14 protein-coding genes are annotated in these 19,023 nt (G+C 71.4%); 9 read left to right on the forward strand and 5 right to left on the reverse strand.

The window, feature by feature from the left end; genetic code table 11:
* Window positions 1-46: 46 nt before the first annotated feature.
* Both Q2K21_RS17635 and Q2K21_RS17640 read right to left on the reverse strand, forming a co-directional pair.
* Complete coding sequence (locus Q2K21_RS17635) at window positions 47-1,585, reverse strand: amino acid adenylation domain-containing protein (protein WP_310771844.1); 1,539 nt, start codon at window positions 1,583-1,585, stop codon at window positions 47-49.
* On the reverse strand, window positions 1,582-3,522 hold the full coding sequence (locus Q2K21_RS17640) for a beta-ketoacyl synthase N-terminal-like domain-containing protein (RefSeq protein ID WP_310771846.1): 1,941 nt from the start codon (window positions 3,520-3,522) through the stop codon (window positions 1,582-1,584). The genes Q2K21_RS17635 and Q2K21_RS17640 overlap by 4 nt, the downstream gene beginning before the upstream one ends.
* Window positions 3,523-4,340: 818 nt before the next feature.
* Here Q2K21_RS17640 and Q2K21_RS17645 point away from each other — a divergent pair.
* Window positions 4,341-5,402, forward strand: a complete 1,062-nt coding sequence (locus Q2K21_RS17645; RefSeq protein WP_310771848.1) for a GAF domain-containing protein — start codon at window positions 4,341-4,343, stop codon at window positions 5,400-5,402.
* 229 nt (window positions 5,403-5,631) lie between these two features.
* On the opposite strand, the gene Q2K21_RS17650 is transcribed toward Q2K21_RS17645, so the two are convergent.
* Window positions 5,632-7,251, reverse strand: coding sequence for an acyl-CoA synthetase (locus tag Q2K21_RS17650; RefSeq protein ID WP_310771850.1), 1,620 nt, complete (start codon window positions 7,249-7,251; stop codon window positions 5,632-5,634).
* Between the two features lie 188 nt (window positions 7,252-7,439).
* Between Q2K21_RS17650 and Q2K21_RS17655 the strand changes: the two genes are divergently transcribed.
* From Q2K21_RS17655 to Q2K21_RS17685, 7 genes are all read left to right on the forward strand, one after another.
* Window positions 7,440-8,240 carry a crotonase/enoyl-CoA hydratase family protein gene (locus tag Q2K21_RS17655; RefSeq protein WP_310771852.1) on the forward strand — a complete coding sequence of 267 codons (801 nt, stop codon included), beginning with the start codon at window positions 7,440-7,442 and terminating at the stop codon, window positions 8,238-8,240.
* Between the two features lie 23 nt (window positions 8,241-8,263).
* Entirely contained in the window at window positions 8,264-9,205 is a 942-nt protein-coding gene (locus Q2K21_RS17660) for a Zn-ribbon domain-containing OB-fold protein (protein ID WP_310771855.1), read from the forward strand.
* Window positions 9,202-10,272: a thiolase domain-containing protein gene (locus Q2K21_RS17665; protein WP_310771857.1), complete on the forward strand. Its 1,071-nt coding sequence runs from the start codon at window positions 9,202-9,204 to the stop codon at window positions 10,270-10,272. Before Q2K21_RS17660 ends, Q2K21_RS17665 begins: the two co-directional genes overlap by 4 nt.
* Window positions 10,269-11,435: a thiolase domain-containing protein gene (locus tag Q2K21_RS17670; protein ID WP_310771859.1), complete on the forward strand. Its 1,167-nt coding sequence runs from the start codon at window positions 10,269-10,271 to the stop codon at window positions 11,433-11,435. The genes Q2K21_RS17665 and Q2K21_RS17670 overlap by 4 nt, the downstream gene beginning before the upstream one ends.
* Before the next feature lie 83 nt (window positions 11,436-11,518).
* Entirely contained in the window at window positions 11,519-11,761 is a 243-nt protein-coding gene (locus Q2K21_RS17675; RefSeq protein ID WP_310771861.1) for a DUF397 domain-containing protein, read from the forward strand.
* A gap of 158 nt (window positions 11,762-11,919) precedes the next feature.
* Window positions 11,920-12,837 carry a universal stress protein gene (locus tag Q2K21_RS17680; RefSeq protein WP_310771862.1) on the forward strand — a complete coding sequence of 306 codons (918 nt, stop codon included), beginning with the start codon at window positions 11,920-11,922 and terminating at the stop codon, window positions 12,835-12,837.
* Window positions 12,838-13,255: 418 nt separating this feature from the next.
* A complete protein-coding gene (locus Q2K21_RS17685) occupies window positions 13,256-13,753 on the forward strand; it encodes a hypothetical protein (RefSeq protein WP_310771863.1) in 498 nt (165 codons plus the stop codon).
* A gap of 66 nt (window positions 13,754-13,819) precedes the next feature.
* Here the strand turns inward: Q2K21_RS17685 and Q2K21_RS17690 are convergent, their stop codons facing one another.
* Together Q2K21_RS17690 and Q2K21_RS17695 are read right to left on the reverse strand one after the other, a co-directional pair.
* A complete protein-coding gene (locus Q2K21_RS17690; protein WP_310771865.1) occupies window positions 13,820-15,793 on the reverse strand; it encodes an N-acetylmuramoyl-L-alanine amidase in 1,974 nt (657 codons plus the stop codon).
* A 285-nt stretch (window positions 15,794-16,078) separates the two neighbouring features.
* Window positions 16,079-17,218 carry an aminoglycoside phosphotransferase family protein gene (locus Q2K21_RS17695; RefSeq protein WP_310771867.1) on the reverse strand — a complete coding sequence of 380 codons (1,140 nt, stop codon included), beginning with the start codon at window positions 17,216-17,218 and terminating at the stop codon, window positions 16,079-16,081.
* 233 nt (window positions 17,219-17,451) lie between these two features.
* Here Q2K21_RS17695 and Q2K21_RS17700 point away from each other — a divergent pair, with 233 nt between their 5' ends.
* The gene (locus tag Q2K21_RS17700) at window positions 17,452-18,951 is read left to right on the forward strand and encodes a DNA-binding protein NsdB (protein WP_310771869.1); all 1,500 of its coding nucleotides are present in this window, start codon (window positions 17,452-17,454) and stop codon (window positions 18,949-18,951) included.
* The last annotated feature ends 72 nt before the right edge of the window (window positions 18,952-19,023 follow it).

Consider the following 19,023-nt stretch of genomic DNA (forward strand, 5'->3'; position numbering starts at 1 on the left):
GTCGGGGGGTGGGGTGTTGTGGTGGTGTGACCCGGACACGCGTGGGTCAGCGGGGGTGCCCGAGTTCGCCGAGCACGGCCCGCCGGTCGATCTTGCCGTTGGCGTTCAGCGGCAGTTGATCGAGAACGGCGATGCGGCGGGGCAGCATGTACGGCGGCAGTCGGTCGCCCAGCGCCGCGTACAGCCCGTCGGAGGTGCAGCCGGCGCCGCTGACCGCGGCGTGCAGCTCCGGTTCGCCGTCGGGGGCGGGCACGGCCAGGACGAGGGCGTCCCGCACCCCGGTCTGCTGTCGCAACATGGCCTCGATCTCGCCGAGTTCGATCCGGTGGCCGCGGATCTTCACCTGGTGATCGGTCCGCCCGAGGTGGACGAGGTGCCCGTCGCTGAGGGCGACCCGGTCCCCGGTGCGGTACCAGTGCTGGTCGGTCAGCGGCTCGCCGCCGCCGGGCCGGCCGTCGGGGGCGAGGAAGCGCCCCGCGTTGTTCGCCGGGTCGAGGTATCCCGGGAACCGCAGCGGGCCGCGCACGTACAGTTCGCCGTGGTCGGAGGGGCGGCCGTCCTCGTCGAGCAGCAGCAGGTCGAGGACCGGGTAGCCGGTGCCGATGGGAGCGGTCCCATTAGGAGTGCCGGGCCATTCGGCCGGGTCTTCGGGGAACCGGTACGCCGTGCAGGAGATGGTGAGTTCGGTGGGGCCGTAGAGGACTTCGAGACGGCTGCCCGGCGCGGCGGTCCGCCACTCCCGGGCCGCGTCCAGGGTGAGCGGTTCGCCGCCGAAGACGCTCCACCGCAGCGTGGGCATGCTGTTCGGGGTCAGGGTGCCGAGGCGGGAGGCGAAGGAGATCAGCGACGGCACCGAGAACCAGTGGGTGAGCCGCAGGTTGTTGATCGTCCTCACCGGGGACAGGAGCTGGCTGCGCTGGGGCACCACGAGGGTGCCGCCGCCCGCCCAGGCGACGAACAGGTCGTGCACGGAGCCGTCGAAGGTCAGCTCGAAGGACTGCGACAGCCGGCTGCCCGGCCCGATGTCGTACCGCGGGGCGACCTGGGAGAGGTAGGCGGAGAGGTTGCGGTGCGGGATCGGTACGCCCTTGGGGGTGCCCGTCGACCCGGAGGTGAAGATGATGTACGCGAGGTCGTCCGGACCGGCTTCGACATACGGCAGTTCGGGCGCGGGGCCGTCGGCCAGGCTCGACAGCTCCTCGGGGCCCACCGGGAGGACGGGCACCCCGAGGTCGGTGCCCGCCTCCGGGGAGTCGGTCAGCACGACCTCCGCCTCGGCGGCCTTCACGATGTCGGCCGTGCGTCCCGACGGGTGCTCGGGGTTGAGGGGGACGACGGTCGCGCCGGCCCGCAGGACGGCGAGGTAGCCGGCGTACGCGGTCACCGAACGGCTCGCCAGCAGGCCCACGCGGCGCGGCGGGGTACCACCGGCCGCCGCGACAAGGCGGGCGGCGAGCCGTTCCGAGAGGTCGCGCAGCCGTGCGTAGGTGAGCCGGTCCTCGCCCACTTCCAGCGCGACGGCGTCGTCCCCGTACGTGTCGGCGGAGCGGGCGAACCAGGCGTACGCGGTCTGCGGTTCGCTCATCGGGCGGCCGCCTCGAGGGCACGCGTCCACTGGCGCAGCTCGCCCACGGTGCGCAGCCTGCCGAACTCCTCCGGGTCGACCTCCTGGCTGGACCGTTTGGTCAGCTCGACCACGATCCGCAGCTTCGCCAGCGAGTCGATCCCGATGTCGGTGAGGGTGGAGGCGTCGTCGAAGCCGGTGCGGGCGTGCTCGCGCAGTACCCAGGTCGCCAGGTCGCCGCCGCCGTGCTCGTGCTGTTCGCCGGGCCAGTACCGCTTGGTCTGCCAGGGGTAGGTGGGCAGCGGCACGAAGCGGCCACCGCCTCCGAACACCTTCTCCCAGTCCACGTCCTCGCCCCGGCGGTAGCGGTCGGCGACGGCCGACAGCGGTCTGCCGCCGAGCGTCGGCGACCCGGTGAGCGCCGCCGCCAGCTCCTCATGGCTCGCCCCGACGACCGCCAGCCGGTGCGCGTGGTGCTGTCGGCGGGTGGCCGCGCTGAAGCAGATGTCGCGCACGGGGTACGCGGTCCCCGCGCCGCCGGGGGAGAGGTGGGCGGCGTACGACCGGGCGAGAGCCTCCAGGGCGGCGGGGCCGCGCGCGGAGAGGACGAGGAGGTACGGCGTGCCGTCCGCGGCCGGTACGACCGGCGCGTCGACGGGGTCGGGTCTGCGGATCACCACGTGTGCGTTGAGCGCGGAGGAGCCCTGCCCGGAGATCCCGGCGACGGCCGGCCGCCCCGTCTCCGGAAGGTCGACGAGGGAGCCGGGCACCACCAGCGGCAGCTCGTCCCAGGCCACGTCGGGATTCGGCGCGGACAGATGCAGGCTCGCGGGGACCTGGCCGTGCTCCAGGCAGAGCACGGCCTTGATCAGCCCCGCCAGCCCGCCCGCGGCCTCCCCGTGCCCGATGTTCGTCTTGACCGAGCCGACGAGCAGCGGCCGGTCCGCCGGGCGTCCCTCGCCCAGGACCCGGCCCAGCGCGCTCAGTTCCAGGGGGTCGAGCGCGGGCGATCCGGAGCCGTGCGCCTCGACGTAGTCGACGTCCGCGGGATCGATTCCGGCGTCCTCGTACGCCCAGCGCAGCACCTCGATCTGGCCTTCCAGGGAAGGGTTGAGCACCGAGTCGCTGGTGCGGCCGTCGTTGCCGACGGCGCTGCCCCGGATGACGGCGCGTATGCGGTCTCCGTCGGCCAGCGCGTCCGTGAGCCGCTTGAGGACGACGACCGCCACCGCGTCGCTGGGGGCGTGGCCGTCGGCGTTCGCGTCGCCGAACTTGCTGCGCCCGTCGGCGGCCATGCCGCCGGCCTGGGTCATCACCAGGCCCTCGTCGGGACGGAGCTTGAGGTTCACCCCCGCGGCCAGCGCCAGGGGACTCTCCCGGGCGCGCAGGCTCTGCACGGCCTGGTGGACGGCCACCAAGGAGGATGAGCATGCTGTGTCCACGACAATACTGGGGCCGCGGAAGTCGAAGGCGTGGGAGATCCGGGCGGGCAGCAGCGAGCGGAAATTGTTCAGCTGCGAGGCGGTGGCGCCCTCCGGACCCTGGCGCAGGGCCAGCTCCAGGTAGTCCGCGCGGGCGTTGCCCACGAACACCCCGGTCCGGCTGCCGGCCAGCAGATCGGGCCGCTGCCCGGCGTCCTCCAGCGCCTCCCAGGCCGCCATCAGCAACAACCGCTGCTGCGGGTCGAGTTCGAGCGCCTCGGTGGCGGACATCCCGAAGAACTCGGCGTCGAACTCGGCGATTTCTTCCACATAACCCGCACGACGGCTGGCTATGCGGCCCGGGCCGCGGGCGGAGTGGAGCGCGTCAACGTCGTAACGTTCAGGAGGGGTCTCGCTGGTGGCGTCGACGCCGTCTTTGAGGAGAGCCCACAGCTCGTCGGTGCCCGACGCGCCGGGGAGCCGGCAGGCCATGCCGATCACGGCCACCGACCGGGCGTCCACGTCCGACCTGTTCATGACGTTACTCCTTCGATGCTTCGCCACGTCCATACGGGATGGCGCAGTTGACCTCGCCGCGTGACCTTGTGGGTGCTGAAGCGGCATCACGGCATTTACTGAGGGCGGCCCCGCGTACGCTCTGTGGCGTCCGTCACGCCGCCGTGCCGCCGGCCCCCGTTTCCGGGCGGAACAGGACGATTCGCTCGCAAGGCCCGCACGTCGTCGTGCCGGGCTCATCCGTCGGACGGCAGAGTCTCCCGAGCGGGCGGACCCTCGTCCGCGAGGAGGCACCGGGCCGTCGGCAGCCGCGTGGATCTTGGCGTGATTTCGCGCATGGCGCCCTGGCCGAAACGGCCGTGCCGCTCCCGCTCGCGACGGGAAGCCCGCAGCTCGAACCGTACTTGCCTCACCCCGCTGTGCCCTCTCTCGCAGGTGCATCGCACGAACTCATTACACACGGGCCGCATCGACGGAGCGCGCGCCACCCACCCCCACCACCTCTGTTCGAACCGTAGTTCGACCATTCGATGGTGCGTCGGGGCGGGCGTGTCAGCGTCGAAAACCAGACCGCCGCACGATTGTCGTATGCATAATCGTTTCCGCTCGATTGGTGCTCAAGGATTGGCGGGAAGTGATCGCTGGAGGTTGAAACCTGGAAATATTTGGACAGACTCCGAGTTTGGGCGTTCACGAGAGGCCGCAGGGGCGGGGCGGGCGCGCGGGACTCGCGCGACAACTCCCGCTGACTCGCGAGGGGTTGAATGTGAGACAGGTGATGCGGAAATTACCGGGAGGGGCGATCCGCGGAAGCCGGGATTCTGATTTCATCTGATCCCATGGATCCCCTCTCATCCGACCAGGCCCGGCTCGCGGGCGAGCAGCGCAGGTTGCGACTGCAGGTTCTCGGCCTCAACACCGTCGAGGCGGAGGCCACCTTCGACCGTGTCGCACGCCTCGCCGCCAGCTTCACCCAGTCACCGTTGGCCATGGTCAACTTCATCAACGACGAGCGGCAGATGTTCCGCGGCATGTACGTGCCCACCGCCTCGCCCGACGACAAGGTGAGTCCCGACGGCGCCGGGATCGCCTTCGACCTCAGCGACCTGTCCCGGGAGGCGCCCGGCGACTACGGCTTCTGCCCCCATGTGGTGGCCCAGGGATCCCAACTGGCCCTGGACGACGTCTTCGACTACCCGCGCTTCAAGGGCAACCCGCTCGTCAATGACCTGGGCGTGCGCTCCTACCTCGGTACCCCGCTGCGCGACAACACTGGCATGATCCTGGGCACCGTGTGCGTCGCCGACACCAAGCCCCGTGTCTGGGACCGTGCGGTGCGCGAGGGCATGCAGCAACTCTCCGAGACCCTGCTGTCCGACTTCAAGCTGCGCGACAGCCTGCTGGCCCAGCAGCAGGAGCTGTTCGCCGTCTTCGACGGTGCACCGTTCCCCATCATGCTCACCGAGGGCCCCAACCACCTGCTGCGCTACGCCAACGGCAAGCAGGGCGCGGCCTTCGGCATGGTCCCGCAGTTCAGCCCCGGCCGTCTCGTGCTGCCCGGACTGGAGGCGGTGGGTGTCTTCAACGCGATGGACGACGCCTTCCACACCGGGCAGCCCGCCACGCTGTCGCGGGCCGCGATCAGCACGTACGACGATCCGCGGCCGCAGGACTTCAACTTCCTGTGCACACCGGTGCGTACGTCGCCCGGGGCGCCGGTCAGCGGTGTCCTCACCGTGGCCATGAACACCACCGGGCAGGCCTACCCCGGCGCCGAGCAACAGGCCTTCGCGGCCAACGTCCAGGAACGGTTCGAGCGGCTCGGCGCGGGCGGTCTGCCGGGCGGGATGCCGGGCGGGATGCCGGGCCGGCGCGTGGAGAGCGCGGGGTATCCCCGCTGAGCCCTTCACCAGGGCGCTGCGAGGCCGTGGCGGAGGGCTCGGGCGGTGCTGCCCCCGAGCCCTGACGGCAGTCGGCGCCCTGGCGCGGGCGGGGGACGGTCCGTGCGTCCGTGGCTTGGTGGGTGCTGCGGTGGCATGATCGCCGCGCGCCGGATCGGCGGGCGGTGTCGGCAGTATCCTGCCAGCACTTTTGAACGTGTTCAACCGACTGGGCTGCGGCCCGGTGCGGTCAGCGATCCGCCGCCACCGCCACCTCCTTGGCCCAGCGGTAGTCCGCCTTGCCGCTGGGTGAGCGCTGGATGGTGTCCGTGATCACCAGCTGGCGCGGGATCTTGTAGCCCGCCAGATGAGCCCGGCAGTGGCTCTGGATGTCCTCCAGGGAGGGTCGGGTCGCGCCCTCGCGCAACTGCACGACAGCCGCCACATGGTTGCCCCACGTCGTGTCCGGCACCCCGGCGACCAGCGCGTCGTACACGTCCGGATGTGACTTGAGCGCCTGTTCGACCTCTTCCGGGTACACCTTCTCGCCGCCGGTGTTGATGCACTGCGAGCCGCGGCCGAGAACCGTGACGACACCCGCCTCGTCGACCGTTCCCATGTCACCGAGCAGCACCCACCGCTCGCCATGCCTCTGGAAGAACGTCTCGGCGGTTTTCCCCGGGTCGTTGTAGTACCCGAGCGGCACGTGACCGCGCTGGGCGATGCGGCCCACCTCACCGGCCGCGACCGGCTCACGGGTGACCGGATCCACCACCCGCGTACGGGAATTGACCCGGATGCGGAAGCCGTTGCCGGGGCCCGAGTCGGGGGTCGCGGTGCCGTTGAAGCCCGACTCCGACGATCCGAAGTTGTTCAGCAGCATGGCGTTCGGAATGAGTGCCTGGAACTGGGCGCGCACGGTCTCCGACATGATCGCCCCGGACGACGACACGCTGAACAGGGACGAGCAGTCCGTGCCCTTCATCGGCCCGTTCAGCGCGTCGATCAGCGGCCGCAGCATCGCGTCGCCCACCAGCGACATGCTGGTGACCTTCTCCTTCTCGACGGTCCGCAGGACCTCATCCGGCATGAACTTGCGATGGATCACGATCCGCTGGCCGAAGTTGAATCCGATGAACGCCGTCAGCGTGGAAGTGCCGTGCATCAGCGGGGGAGTGGGGAAGAAGGTGATGCCCTCACCGCCGGCCGCGACCCGCTCGGCCAGCTCTTCGGGCTTCTTCACCGGCTCACCGGTCGGGGCGCCGCCGCCGAGCCCGGAGAAGAACAGGTCCTCCTGGCGCCACATCACACCCTTGGGCATGCCGGTCGTGCCGCCGGTGTAGATGATGAACTGGTCGTCCGCCGAGCGGGCCGGGAAGCCGCGATCGGGGGAGCCGGCGGCCTCGGCGTCGGCGAAGTCCACGGCGGACAGCGCGACGGCGTCCGGTGCGGGGGTCCCCACCCGCACCACATGCCGCAGCTTCTCCGCCCGCGGCAGCGCCGCCGCCACCCGGTCCGTGAACTCCGCGTCGAAGACGAGCGCCACCAGATCCGCGTCCCGGTAGAGGTACACCAACTCCTCTTCGACGTAGCGGTAGTTGACGTTGACCGGGACGACCCGGGCCTTCAGGCAGCCCAACACCGTCTGCAGGTACTCCACCCCGTTGTAGAGGTGCAGCCCGACGTGCTCCCCCGGCCGTATCCCGCTGTCGACCAGGTGGTGCCCGATGCGGTTGGCGGCCGCGTCCAGCTCCGCGTAGGTCAGGCGGCGCTCCGCACCCGTGCCGGGGTGGTCGATGTACACGAGCGCCTCGCGGCCCGGAACCACGTCGACGACCGACTCGAACAGGTCGGCAAGGTTGTACTCCACCGCTCCTCCTGACCCCGGCAACGCTCGGCGAAGAAAGGCGCATCCATCGGTTCGCCGGTCATCAGAGCAAAGCCGGACGCAACTGTGAAGGGTCCTCGCAGAAGAAATCTGACTGTCTGTCAGAAAACTCTTGTCCTGGCTCCGCGCCTCCTGCAACCTGTTCTCGTTTCCCGAGACGGGAGGAAGCGATGGGTGGGACGGAACACCTCGCCGTGCAGCGCGAAGGCGCCACACTGGTACTCACGCTCAACAGGCCCGAGGCCAGGAACGCGCTCTCGCTGCCCATGCTGGTGGGGCTGTACGACGGCTGGATCGAGGCCGACGAGGACGACGAGGTCCGCTCGATCGTGCTCACCGGCGCGGGCGGCTCCTTCTGCGCCGGTATGGACCTCAAGGCCCTGGCCGGCAAGGGGATGGAGGGGCAGCAGTACCGCGACCGGCTGAAGGCCGACCCGGACCTGCACTGGAAGGCGATGCTGCGCCACCATCGCCCCCGCAAACCGGTGATCGCCGCCGTGGAGGGGCCCTGCGTGGCGGGCGGCACCGAGATCCTCCAGGGCACCGACATCCGCGTCGCGGGCGAGTCCGCGACCTTCGGCCTCTTCGAGGTGAAGCGCGGACTGTTCCCGATCGGTGGCTCGACGGTCCGCCTCCAGCGGCAGATCCCCCGCACGCACGCCCTGGAGATGCTGCTCACCGGACGCCCCTACACGGCGCGCGAGGCCGTCGGCATCGGACTCGTCGGCCATGTCGTGCCCGACGGCACCGCGCTCGCCAAGGCCTTGGAGATCGCCGAACAGATCAACGCCTGCGGACCGCTCGCCGTCGAGGCCGTCAAGGCGTCCGTGTACGAGACCGCCGAGATGACCGAGACCGACGGGCTCGCCGCCGAGCTCAAGCGGGGTTGGCCGATCTTCGACACCGCGGACGCCAAGGAAGGCGCCCGCGCCTTCGCGGAGAAACGCCCACCCGTCTACAAGCGCGCCTGATCCCCCGAAGGAGACAACCCTCGATGCCCGAAGTCCTCAAAGCACCCCTCGTCGTCGAGTTCCCCTTCACCCGCTCCCTCGGGCCCGTGCAGAGCGCCTTCCTCACCGGGCTGCGCGAGCGGGTCGTCCTGGGAGTGCGGACCGGTGACGGACGCACGCTCGTGCCGCCCGTCGAGTACGACCCCGTGACCGCCGAGGAACTCCGCGACCTCGTCGCGGTGGCCTCCACCGGCACGGTCACCACCTGGGCCTGGAACCACGAACCCCGCCGGGGCCAGCCCCTCGCCGCCCCCTTCGCCTGGGTCCTGGTCCGGCTCGACGGCGCGGACACCGCCCTCCTGCACGCCCTCGACGCCCCCGGCCCCGACGCCGTGCGCACGGGCATGCGGGTCCGGATCCGCTGGGCCGAGGAGCGCTCCGGAGCCATCACCGACATCGCCTGCTTCGAGCCGTACGACGGTGAGAACACCGAAATCACGTATCACGCGGGGGAGTTCGAGGGACCGGTCACCGGCATCGTGGCCCACGCCCGCCTCGACTACACCTACTCGCCCGGTCGCGCCCAGTCCGCCTACATCACCGCCCTGTCCGGCCGGCGGACCGTCGGCGAGCGCTGTCCGTCGTGCCGCAAGGTGTACGTGCCGCCGCGCGGTGCCTGCCCGACCTGTGGCGTCGCCACAGCCGAACAGGTCGAAGTGGGCCCCCGTGGCACGGTCACCACCTTCTGCATCGTCAACATCAAGGCGAAGAACCTCGACATCGAAGTGCCGTACGTCTACGCGCACATCGCCCTCGACGGCGCCGACCTCGCGCTGCACGGGCGCATCGGCGGCATCCCCTACGACCAGGTGCGGATGGGCCTGCGTGTGGAGCCGGTGTGGACCGAAGGGGCCCGCTACCCCGACCACTACCGGCCGACCGGCGAACCCGACGCCGACTACGAGACGTACAAGGAGCTGCTGTGACGCGCGAACAAGCCCGAGGGGCCCGGGAGATCGCGGTCGTCGCCTTCGCGCAGACCGACCACCGACGCACCAGCGAGGAGCACTCCGAGGTGGAGATGCTCATGCCCGTGCTGCACGACGTCCTCGAACAGACCGGTCTCAAGACCGCCGACATCGGCTTCACCTGCTCCGGCTCCAGCGACTACCTCGCGGGCCGGGCCTTCTCCTTCACCCTCGCCCTCGACGGTGTCGGTGCCTGGCCGCCGATCTCCGAGTCGCACGTCGAGATGGACGGCGCGTGGGCGCTGTACGAGGCCTGGACCAAGCTGCTCACGGGCGACGCCGACACCGCGCTCGTCTACTCGTACGGCAAGTCGTCGCCCGGATCCGTACGCGACGTACTGACCCGGCAGCTGGACCCCTACTACGTGGCCCCGCTGTGGCCGGACTCCGTGGCGCTCGCCGCGCTCCAGGCGCAGGCGCTCATCGACGCGGGCGAGACCGACGAGCCGGCGCTCGCCGGCGTTGCCGCACGCAGTCGCGCCGCGGCGACCACCAACTCCCATGCACAGCTGAGGGGCTCGGTGCCGCACGGAGAGTACGTCGTACGACCGCTGCGCACCGGAGACTGCCCGCCGATCGGGGACGGGGCCGCCGCCGTGGTCCTCGCGGCGGGCGAACGAGCCCGTCAGCTGTGCGCACGGCCCGCCTGGATACGGGGCATCGACCACCGCATCGAGGCGCACGGGCTCGGGGTGCGCGACCTGACGGACTCGCCGTCCGCACGCCTTGCCGCCGAGAAGGCCGGTGTCTTCGAACAACCGGTGGACACAGCCGAGCTGCACGCGCCGTTCACCGCACAGGAGGTGGTCCTGCGCAAGGCGCTGCGGCTCGACGACCGCGTCACCGTCAACCCCTCCGGGGGAGCCCTCGCCGCCAACCCGATCATGGCCGCCGGCCTGATCCGCATCGGTGAGGCCGCCGCCCGCATCCACCGCGGCGAGTCCGACCGCGCGCTCGCCCACGCCACGTCCGGCCCGTGCCTGCAACAGAACCTGGTCGCCGTACTCGAAGGAGACCCGCGATGAGCAAGGAGCCCGTGGCCGTCACCGGCATCGGCCAGACCAAGCACGTCGCGGCGCGCCGGGACGTGTCCATCGCCGGGCTCGTCCGGGAGGCCGCCCGACGGGCCCTCGACGACGCCGAGTTGACGTGGGCCGACATCGACGCCGTGGTCATCGGCAAGGCCCCCGACTTCTTCGAGGGCGTCATGATGCCGGAGCTGTACCTCGCCGACGCGCTCGGCGCCGTCGGCAAACCCATGCTCCGGGTGCACACCGCCGGTTCGGTCGGCGGCTCCACCGCGCTCGTCGCCGCGGGCCTGGTCGCGGCCCGCGTCCACGGCACGGTGCTGACCCTGGCGTTCGAGAAGCAGTCCGAGTCGAACGCCATGTGGGGCCTGTCGCTGCCGATCCCCTTCCAGCAGCCGCTGCTGGCCGGCGCGGGCGGCTTCTTCGCGCCGCACGTGCGTGCGTACATGCGACGCACCGGCGCCCCCGACACGGTCGGCTCCCTGGTCGCCTACAAGGACCGGCGCAACGCCCTGAAGAACCCGTACGCCCACCTTCACGAGCACGACATCACCCTGGAGAAGGTGCAGTCCTCACCCATGCTGTGGGACCCGATCCGCTACTCGGAGACCTGTCCGTCCTCCGACGGCGCCTGCGCCATGGTGCTCACCGACCGTGCGGGGGCGGCCCGTTCGCCCCGGCCGCCCGCATGGATGCTCGGCGGCGCGATGCGCAGCGAACCGACCCTCTTCGCCGGCAAGGACTTCGTCTCGCCGCAGGCCGGCAAGGACTGCGCCGCCGACGTCTACCGCCAGGCGGGGATCAAGGACCCGCGCCGGGACATCGACGCCGTGGAGATGTACGTGCCGTTCTCCTGGTACGAGCCCATGTGGCTGGAGAACCTCGGCTTCGCCGAGGAGGGCGAGGGCTGGAAGCTCACCGAGTCCGGCGTCACCGAACTCGACGGGGACCTTCCCGTCAACATGTCGGGCGGCGTGCTGTCCGCGAATCCCATCGGGGCCTCCGGCATGATCCGCTTCGCCGAAGCGGCGCTTCAGGTACGTGGGCAGGCCGGAGAACACCAGGTGGACGGGGCCCGCCGGGTGCTCGGGCACGCCTACGGCGGCGGGTCCCAGTTCTTCTCCATGTGGCTGGTCGGAGACCGCCCGCCGACCTCCTGAGACCATCCGCTCCACGCAGCCTGTTGGCAGTGGGGTGCGATCGCTAGGCTGGCCGCGGACGACGAATCGGGAGGAGCACGGACGTGGCCGAGAGCACCATCCAGCAGCAGCCGCTCGCGGGCTGGGACAAGCCGGAGCTGGACCTCAGCAACGCCGACTGGCACTCCAGCAGCCGTGGGCTCGGGGATGTCCAGATCGCCTTTGTCGAAGGTTTCATCGCGATGCGCAACAGTGGCCGCCCCGCGAGCCCTTCCCTGATCTTCACCCCCGCGGAGTGGGGCGCGTTTGTGTCGGGGGCACGGGAGGGGGAGTTCGACCTGACGTGAGTCCTCGCCCCGTCGAGGTGAGCGCTCGCGTGCCGAGGTGAGTCCTCGCCCGCAGCCGAATTTCCGGACACGCGGCCCGTGACCCCGTTCCGGGGCCGCCCTGTGCGTCAGGCTGGCCCCGGAACGATCAAAGCTGTGCGCCGGAGGCGAGGACCCCCATGAGCACTCTGCCGGTCATCGCGGCCGTCGACGGATCGGACGACAGTCTGCGCGCCCTGGAGTGGGCGCTGACCGCCGCACGCCTGCGACAGGCGCCGCTGCACGTGGTGCACGTGCGGCAGTACGCGCCCTGGGCGCAGCCCGACGCCCTGGTCGCCGGCCCCCCGGAGCCGGACCAGGACCCGGTGCTCGAACAGGTCCGGGCACAGCTGGCGGGCCGGGCCGGCCTGCCGGTCACGGAGTACAGGGCCGTGGGCGGTGTTCCGGCCGCGGCCCTGCCCGAACTGGGCGCCACGGCGCAGCTGATGGTGCTGGGCTCGCGGGGCCGCGGCGGCTTCGCGAGCCTGCTGCTCGGCTCCAACTCCCTGGCGGCCGCACGGGACGCCGCGTGCCCGGTGGTCGTGGTGCCGCGCCCGGGACGCGAGGTGCACGAGGGCCCGGCCGTCGGGCCGGGACCGCGCGTCGTCGTCGGCCTGCCCGTCGACAGCCCCGCCGAGGCCACCCTCGCCTTCGCCTTCGCGGAGGCGGACCGCCGACACGCCCGGCTGCACGTGATCGCCGCATATCCCTGGACCCCGGTCCAGATCTGGCCGGCGCCCGGCGAACTCGTACCCCCGGCCGTCGACGAGGACGCCGTCGAGGACGAGACCCGGACCGTGGCCGCGGGCCTCCTCGCCGCGCACCGGGAGCGCCACCCGGACGTACGGGTCGATCTCTCGACCCCGCCCGGCGACGCCGCGGGCCATCTCGTCGCGGCATCCAAGGACGCCGAACTGGTCACCGTGGGCCGCCACCGCCGCCGGCTCCTGGCCCCCGCCCGCATGATCGGCTCGGTGACCCAGGCCGTCCTGCTCCACGCTGCGAGCCCGGTCGCCGTGATCCCCCCGACGGCGGACCCCGCCCGGACCGATGGGTGACGGGGCGGTTCGCCTGCGGCGCTGGCCGGGCGAGTCCGTGTGGGTTGATGGGTGCGGTGCGAGGCGATTCGTCCGGTGGTTCCGAGCGTGCGAGCCCGTGTGGGCTGATGGGCGGCGGGGCGGTTCGCCTGCGGTACTGGGCGGGCGAGTCCGCCCGGTACCGGCACCGTTACCCGGTCGCAGACCGCGCCATCCACGCCATTTCTCGGCCGGCAGGGGACGCCACCCGCGACGGTTGGTGTCAGGGGTGGTGCCCGGCAGTGGGAGGGGGTCTCCCGCAAGGTGGCCCGTGATCACGGGCGGGGCCGACCAGCGGCCGCCGGGCGACCGCGCCCGGACCCCGTTCGGCGGCACGTGACCGGCACTCCGCGCGCGGCCCCCGACCCCCGCTTTCCGCTCGGGCACGTACCATTGCGGCATGTCCTTCCTCCGCCGCCGCAGCGCCACTCCCGCAGGGCCCGACTTCGACGTACTGGCCATGGACCCGGGGGACTGGCCGGGCAATCTCGGCGCCGGTCTGCTGCCCGCGCCCGACGGCAGCTGCCAGGGCGTCTTCCTGCGCTACGACCTGTTCGGAGGCCGCGGCCCCGCGATGATCATCGGCAATCTGCCGGAGGGCTCCCCGGCCCGTGACGTCGCCGAGGGCGAGGTCCCCTTCGAGGTGGCCCAGCTCCTCCTCGCGCTGGAGAACGACGAGGAGATCACCGTCGTCGGGACCGAGGACATCCCGGTGATGCAGGGCGACAACCTCCTCATCGTGCGCCGCCTCAAGCTCTCCGAGAGCCGGATCTCCTGCGTCCAGTTCGACCGCAGTGACAACGTCCTGGTGACCATCGCCGCCTGGGACCGCCCCATCACCGACGACCTGTACGCGCTGCTGAAGCCGCTGCCCGCGGAGTTGTTCCAGCAGGGCTGACGACCGCCGGCGTACGGACACGCCGAGGGCCGGGACCACCGCGTGGTCCCGGCCCTCCGCACGTCTCTACGAGCGCGACGCCAGCACCTGGACGTCCGCCGCCCGGACGAACGCCACCCGGTGGCCGAACTGGATCTCGTAGTACAGATCCTTGCCGACCACGACCTTGTGCGAGTCCGTGGTGAAGGTGACCGCGTAGTAGTACTCGCCCGGTACCTCGTCGCCGATGACGTACTTCTGGCCCGCCGGCAGCCGGTAGGGCAGCGGAGAGACCGACTGCGCGGGCACGCCCTGCGGGTACGCCTCCTTCTCCGGGTACGCCCGGCCGTACACCGGGATGTCCGTGAGGCCGGCCTTGGGCGTCACCACCGGTCCGGACGCGTTCACCGCCGTCGGCTGCGCCTTCGGGTTCCTGAACCAGGCCTTCTGGCCCAGATACCAGATCGCCGTCCAGTCCCCGTCCCGGTCGGCGACCGCGTACCGCTGGCCCGTGGAGACCCGCGAGCCCACGTCGTTGACGTCGATCGTCGAGTCGTCGCCCTTGGGACGCAGCCCGATGTCCTTGATCAGCGGCGAGGATTCGTCCGGCGCGCTGTACAGGCGCACCTCGCTGGAGCCGTGCACCGCGCACGGCTGGCCCGCGGCGCCGCAACCGGTGTACTCGGGTCGGTTGGCCGCGTAGTCCGGAAGGATCGTCACCAGGCCGCCCCTGGTGCCGGCCGTGGCGTGGAACGGCCGGCCGAGCAGCCGGAAGTAGTGCCGCCAGTCCCAGTACGGGCCCGGGTCGGTATGCATGCCGGGGATCGTCGCGGTCGTCGGGCCGGGGACGTTCTCGTGGCCGAGGATGTGCTGCCGGTCCAGCGGGATCCGGTACTTCGCCGCGAGGTACTTCACCAGCCGGGCCGACGCCCGGTACATCGCCTCCGTGTACCAGGCGTCCGGCGAGGCGAGGAATCCCTCGTGCTCGATGCCGATCGACTTGGCGTTGATGTACCAGTTGCCCGCGTGCCAGGCCACGTCCTTCGCCTTCACATGCTGGGCGATGTGCCCGTCCGTGGAGCGCAGGGTGTAGTTCCACGACACATAGGTCGGGTCCTGGACCAGATTGAGGACGCCGTCCCACCGTCCTTCCGTGTCATGGATGACGATGTACCTGATGCTCTGCGACACGGGCCGGTCGCCCAGGTCGTGGTTGCCGTAGTCGTCCTGCCCGAACTGCTCGTACGGCGCCGGGATCCACTCGCAGGACACGCGCTTCGGGCACTCGGTCCCGTCCGTGTCGTCCGCGCGCAGCCCGGTGCGCCCCAGCTGCGCCGTGTCGGGCGCGAGACCCGGCGCGGCGGCAAGCCGTACGTTCTGCCCGGCGTCCGTGGTGCGCCGCTCGCCCTCGCGCATCACCGCGAAGACGTCGTCGGCATAGGCGCCCGCCGTCGCGCGGTCGTCCGCGCCCGAGAACTCCGCCACCGCCCCGTACCAGTCGGCCGGGTCGTCGCTGAGCGGCTCGCCGAGGTGCCTCTGCGTGGCGGCGAGCAGTGCGGCACCGCCCGCCACATTGGCGGCCGGCTCGCTGCGCAGCCGGTTCGCCGGGATGCCGGTCAGCGCCGCGGCCCTGGTCAGCGTCTTGAGCCGGGCCGGCAGCGTGGAGTCCTCCGGCACCTTCGTGGTGGGCACCCGCGCGGCGCGGGCCTGGTCGCCGCGCGCGTCCTCCGTGCCCTCGCTGTGGTGGTCGGACTCGGCGATCGCGGTGCGGGCGTCCGTGAGGTGCATCGGACCGTAGCCGCCCGAGACGCTTGGCGCTCCGCCGTGCGCGTCCCAGCGGGACTGGAGGTAGGAGACGCCGAGCAGCACGCTCTGCGGCACGTGGTATTCGGCGGCCGCGGCGGCGAAGGCGCTCTGCAACCCGGCCGATGAGTCCTGTTCGGGGGCGGGGGCGGCGCCCAGCAGCGGCAGCAGCAGCGCCGCCGAGGCGACGGCGCCGGCCGTCCTGAGGGTGCGTCTGCGCCCGGCGTGGGCGTGGGGGTCGGTGGCGGATCCTCGCAATGCAGCCTCCTGGGACGGTCGGGCGCTCCGGTACGTGCGGGGCCGAGCGTGCGTCAGTGGTATCGGCTCGCCGACGATCCGTCAATCATGCCCAGTAGAAGGCGATTTCCCATGTCAGCGGCGGTTGCGAGGGATTTCGTGGCGGTGGTGTCGCGGCCTGCGGAGCGTCAGTGGAGTGGACCAATAACCCGAACGGGTCAGCCCTGGCGGCCCCGGTGGGGTCCGGACATGACGAAGGTCCGCGGTGCGCCGCTGTTGCGGGCGCACCGCGGACCGTCATCCCCTTCAGCGAGTGCCGACCGCCGCTCGTACGGCCCGCCGGGCCAGCTGACAGTCGTCGTGCAGCCGCCTCAGCAGCAGCCGCTGTTCCTCGCCGGACGGCGCAGCACCCGGGTGGGCCACTCCCGGTGCCGCCGGGGTCGCGTCGTGCATCGAACGCTGCACGGCCGTCTCGTACGTCCGGATCTCGCGGGTGAGGACGAGCATCAGGTTCACCAGGAAGGCATCGCGCGACGCCGGTCCCGCCGACTGCGCGATCTGGCTGATCTGACGCCGGGCCACCGGGGCGTCGCCGAGGACCGCCCACAGCGTCGCCAGGTCGTACCCGGGCAGGTACCAGCCCGCGTGTTCCCAGTCCACCAGCACGGGACCGGCCGGAGAGAGCAGGATGTTCGACAGCAGGGCGTCGCCGTGACAGAACTGGCCCATGCCCTGCCGGCCCGCCGCGTGGGCGATGCCGTGCAGCAACTTCTGCAGATCGCCCATGTCCCGGTCCGTGAGCAGCCCCAGATCGTGGAACCGGGAGATCCGCTCCGCGTAGTCCAGCGGGGCGTCGAACGTCCCCGCCGACGGACGCCACGCGTTCAGCCGGCACACCGCGCCCAGCGCCGCCCGGATGTCCGCGCGCGGCGGCGCCTCCGCCGGATGCCGCTGCAGTGCGGCCACCCGGCCCGGCATCCGCTCGATCACCAAGGTGCAGTTGTCCGGATCCGCCGCGATCAGCCGGGGCACCCGCACCGGCGGCCGGTGCCGGACGAAGGACCGGTACGCCGCTATTTCGTGCCGGATGCGCTCCGACCAGATGGGGGAGTGGTCCAGTAAGCACTTGGCGACGGCCGTACTGCGCCCCGTCGTGCCGACGAGGAGTACCGAGCGCCCGCTGCGGCGCAGCACCTGTACCGGAGTGAACTCCGGACAGATGCGATGCACCGAGGCGATCGCCGTGCGCAGCTGCGCGCCCTGAGGGCCGGACAAGTCGATTCTCCCGCTGAGCGGCTGGGTACCGACCCCCGGAACGCGCCGCGTCCTGCCGGCGCCGAGTACGGGGGCCGCAGTCCGTGCGGGGTCGAGGTAAGGGCCGCCGGCGCCCTGGTGGGGACGCAGCGACCGGGGCGGGGCGGACACGGAGGACGATGCTGCGTACATGGGTGATACAGATCCCTTCGTGTGCCTGCGAATTCCGCGCTGCCCGCCCCGGCCGCCGTGGGTGCACCCTGGGGAGTGCCCCTGCGGCGACCGGGTCGGGGTGGCGCGTTCCTACCTGACACCCGATGGCCCGTGGCACACCATCTGGCGCACCCTGGCGAACCCTGGCGAATAGTCCCGAAGCAACTGACGGAGGGTTACTGTCAACTCAGCCGAGAACCTGGGGGCTTGACGTGAGCGGACAACCCAACACCCGCCTCGCGGACCTGTTCGGCCTGGCCGGCTGGTCCAAGGGCGAACTCGCGAGGATGGTCAACCGGCAGGCGGCGGCCATGGGTCACCCCCAGCTGGCGACCGACACCTCACGGGTGCGGCGTTGGATCGACATGGGAGAGATCCCGCGCGATCCGGTTCCGCGGGTGTTGGCGGCGCTGTTCACCGAGCGTCTCGGCCGTGTCGTGACCATCGAGGACCTCGGTCTGGTCCGGCACGGGCGCGTGGGGAGACGGCGTGACGACGGGCATGCGCAGCACCCCGACGGAGTTCCGTGGGCGCCCGAGCGGACCGCTGCGGTCCTCACCGAATTCACGGGAATGGACCTCATGCTCAACCGACGCGGCTTGGTGAGCGCGGGTGCCGCGCTCGCCGCAGGATCCGCACTCAGCAGCGCCATGCACGACTGGCTGCACACCGATCCGGCCCTCGCGGCCGACGCCCCCCGCTTCGACGATCCCCTGCACGCCGACCCCGCCGGGTTCGACCGCTATGAGGCCGCCCCCATCGGGTCCCAGGAGATCGAGGAACTGGAGCGCTCGGTCGAGGTGTTCCGGGCCTGGGACGCGGCCCGCGGCGGCGGGCTCCAGCGCAAGGCTGTCGTGGGACAGCTCAACGAGGTGGGAGGCATGCTCTCCTACCATCACCCCGATCATCTCCAGCGGCGCCTGTGGGGCGTCGCCGCCAACCTCGCCGTCCTCGCGGGCTGGATGTCGCACGACATCGGCCTGGAACCCACGGCTCAGAAGTACTTCGTCATCGCCGCTCACGCGGCCCGTGAGGGCGGCGACCGGCCCCGTGCCGGGGAGGCGCTCTCCCGCGCCGCCCGTCAGATGGTGCACCTCGGCCGGCCCGACGACGCACTCGACCTGATGCAGCTCGCCAAGTCGGGCTCCGGTGACGAGGTGCTGCCGCGCACCAAGGCGATGCTCTGCACCATCGAGGCCTGGGCGCAGGCATCCATGGGCAAGGGACAAGCCATGCGGCGCACGCTCGGCGAGGCGGAGGACCTGTTCGTCTCCGACAAGAGGGACGTGCCCCCGCCGAGCTGGATGCAGATGTTCGACGAGGCGGACCTGCACGGCATGCAGGCCCTGGCCTACCGCACCCTCGCCGAACACGAGCCGGGCGCGGCCCTCATCGCGCAGCGGCACGCCAAGGAGGCGCTGGAGCTGCGCGGGTCGGGCCGGGAGCGGTCGAAGATCTTCGACCACATCTCCCTGGCGTCCGCGTGCTTCATCGCCGACGACCCGGAGCAGGCCGACCGGTACGCACGACTGGCCCTGACGTCGATGGGGGCGAACTCCTCCCACCGCACCTGGGACCGACTGCGCGAGATGTACCGGCTCACCGGGCAGTACTCCAGCTACCCGAAGATCCAGGACCTGCGTGAGGAGATCAGACTGGCCCTTCCCAAGGGCCTGACGAAGTCCAAGGGCGGTGACACGGCGCAGGCTTGAGGGGGCCTGTGCCGTACCGCAGGGGCGTCGCTCCCAAGGAGCCTGTGCGCATCAGGGTCTGTTCGAATCCGG

The organism is Streptomyces sp. CGMCC 4.7035, from assembly GCF_031583065.1.
In the GTDB taxonomy this organism is placed as follows: domain Bacteria; phylum Actinomycetota; class Actinomycetes; order Streptomycetales; family Streptomycetaceae; genus Streptomyces; species Streptomyces yaanensis.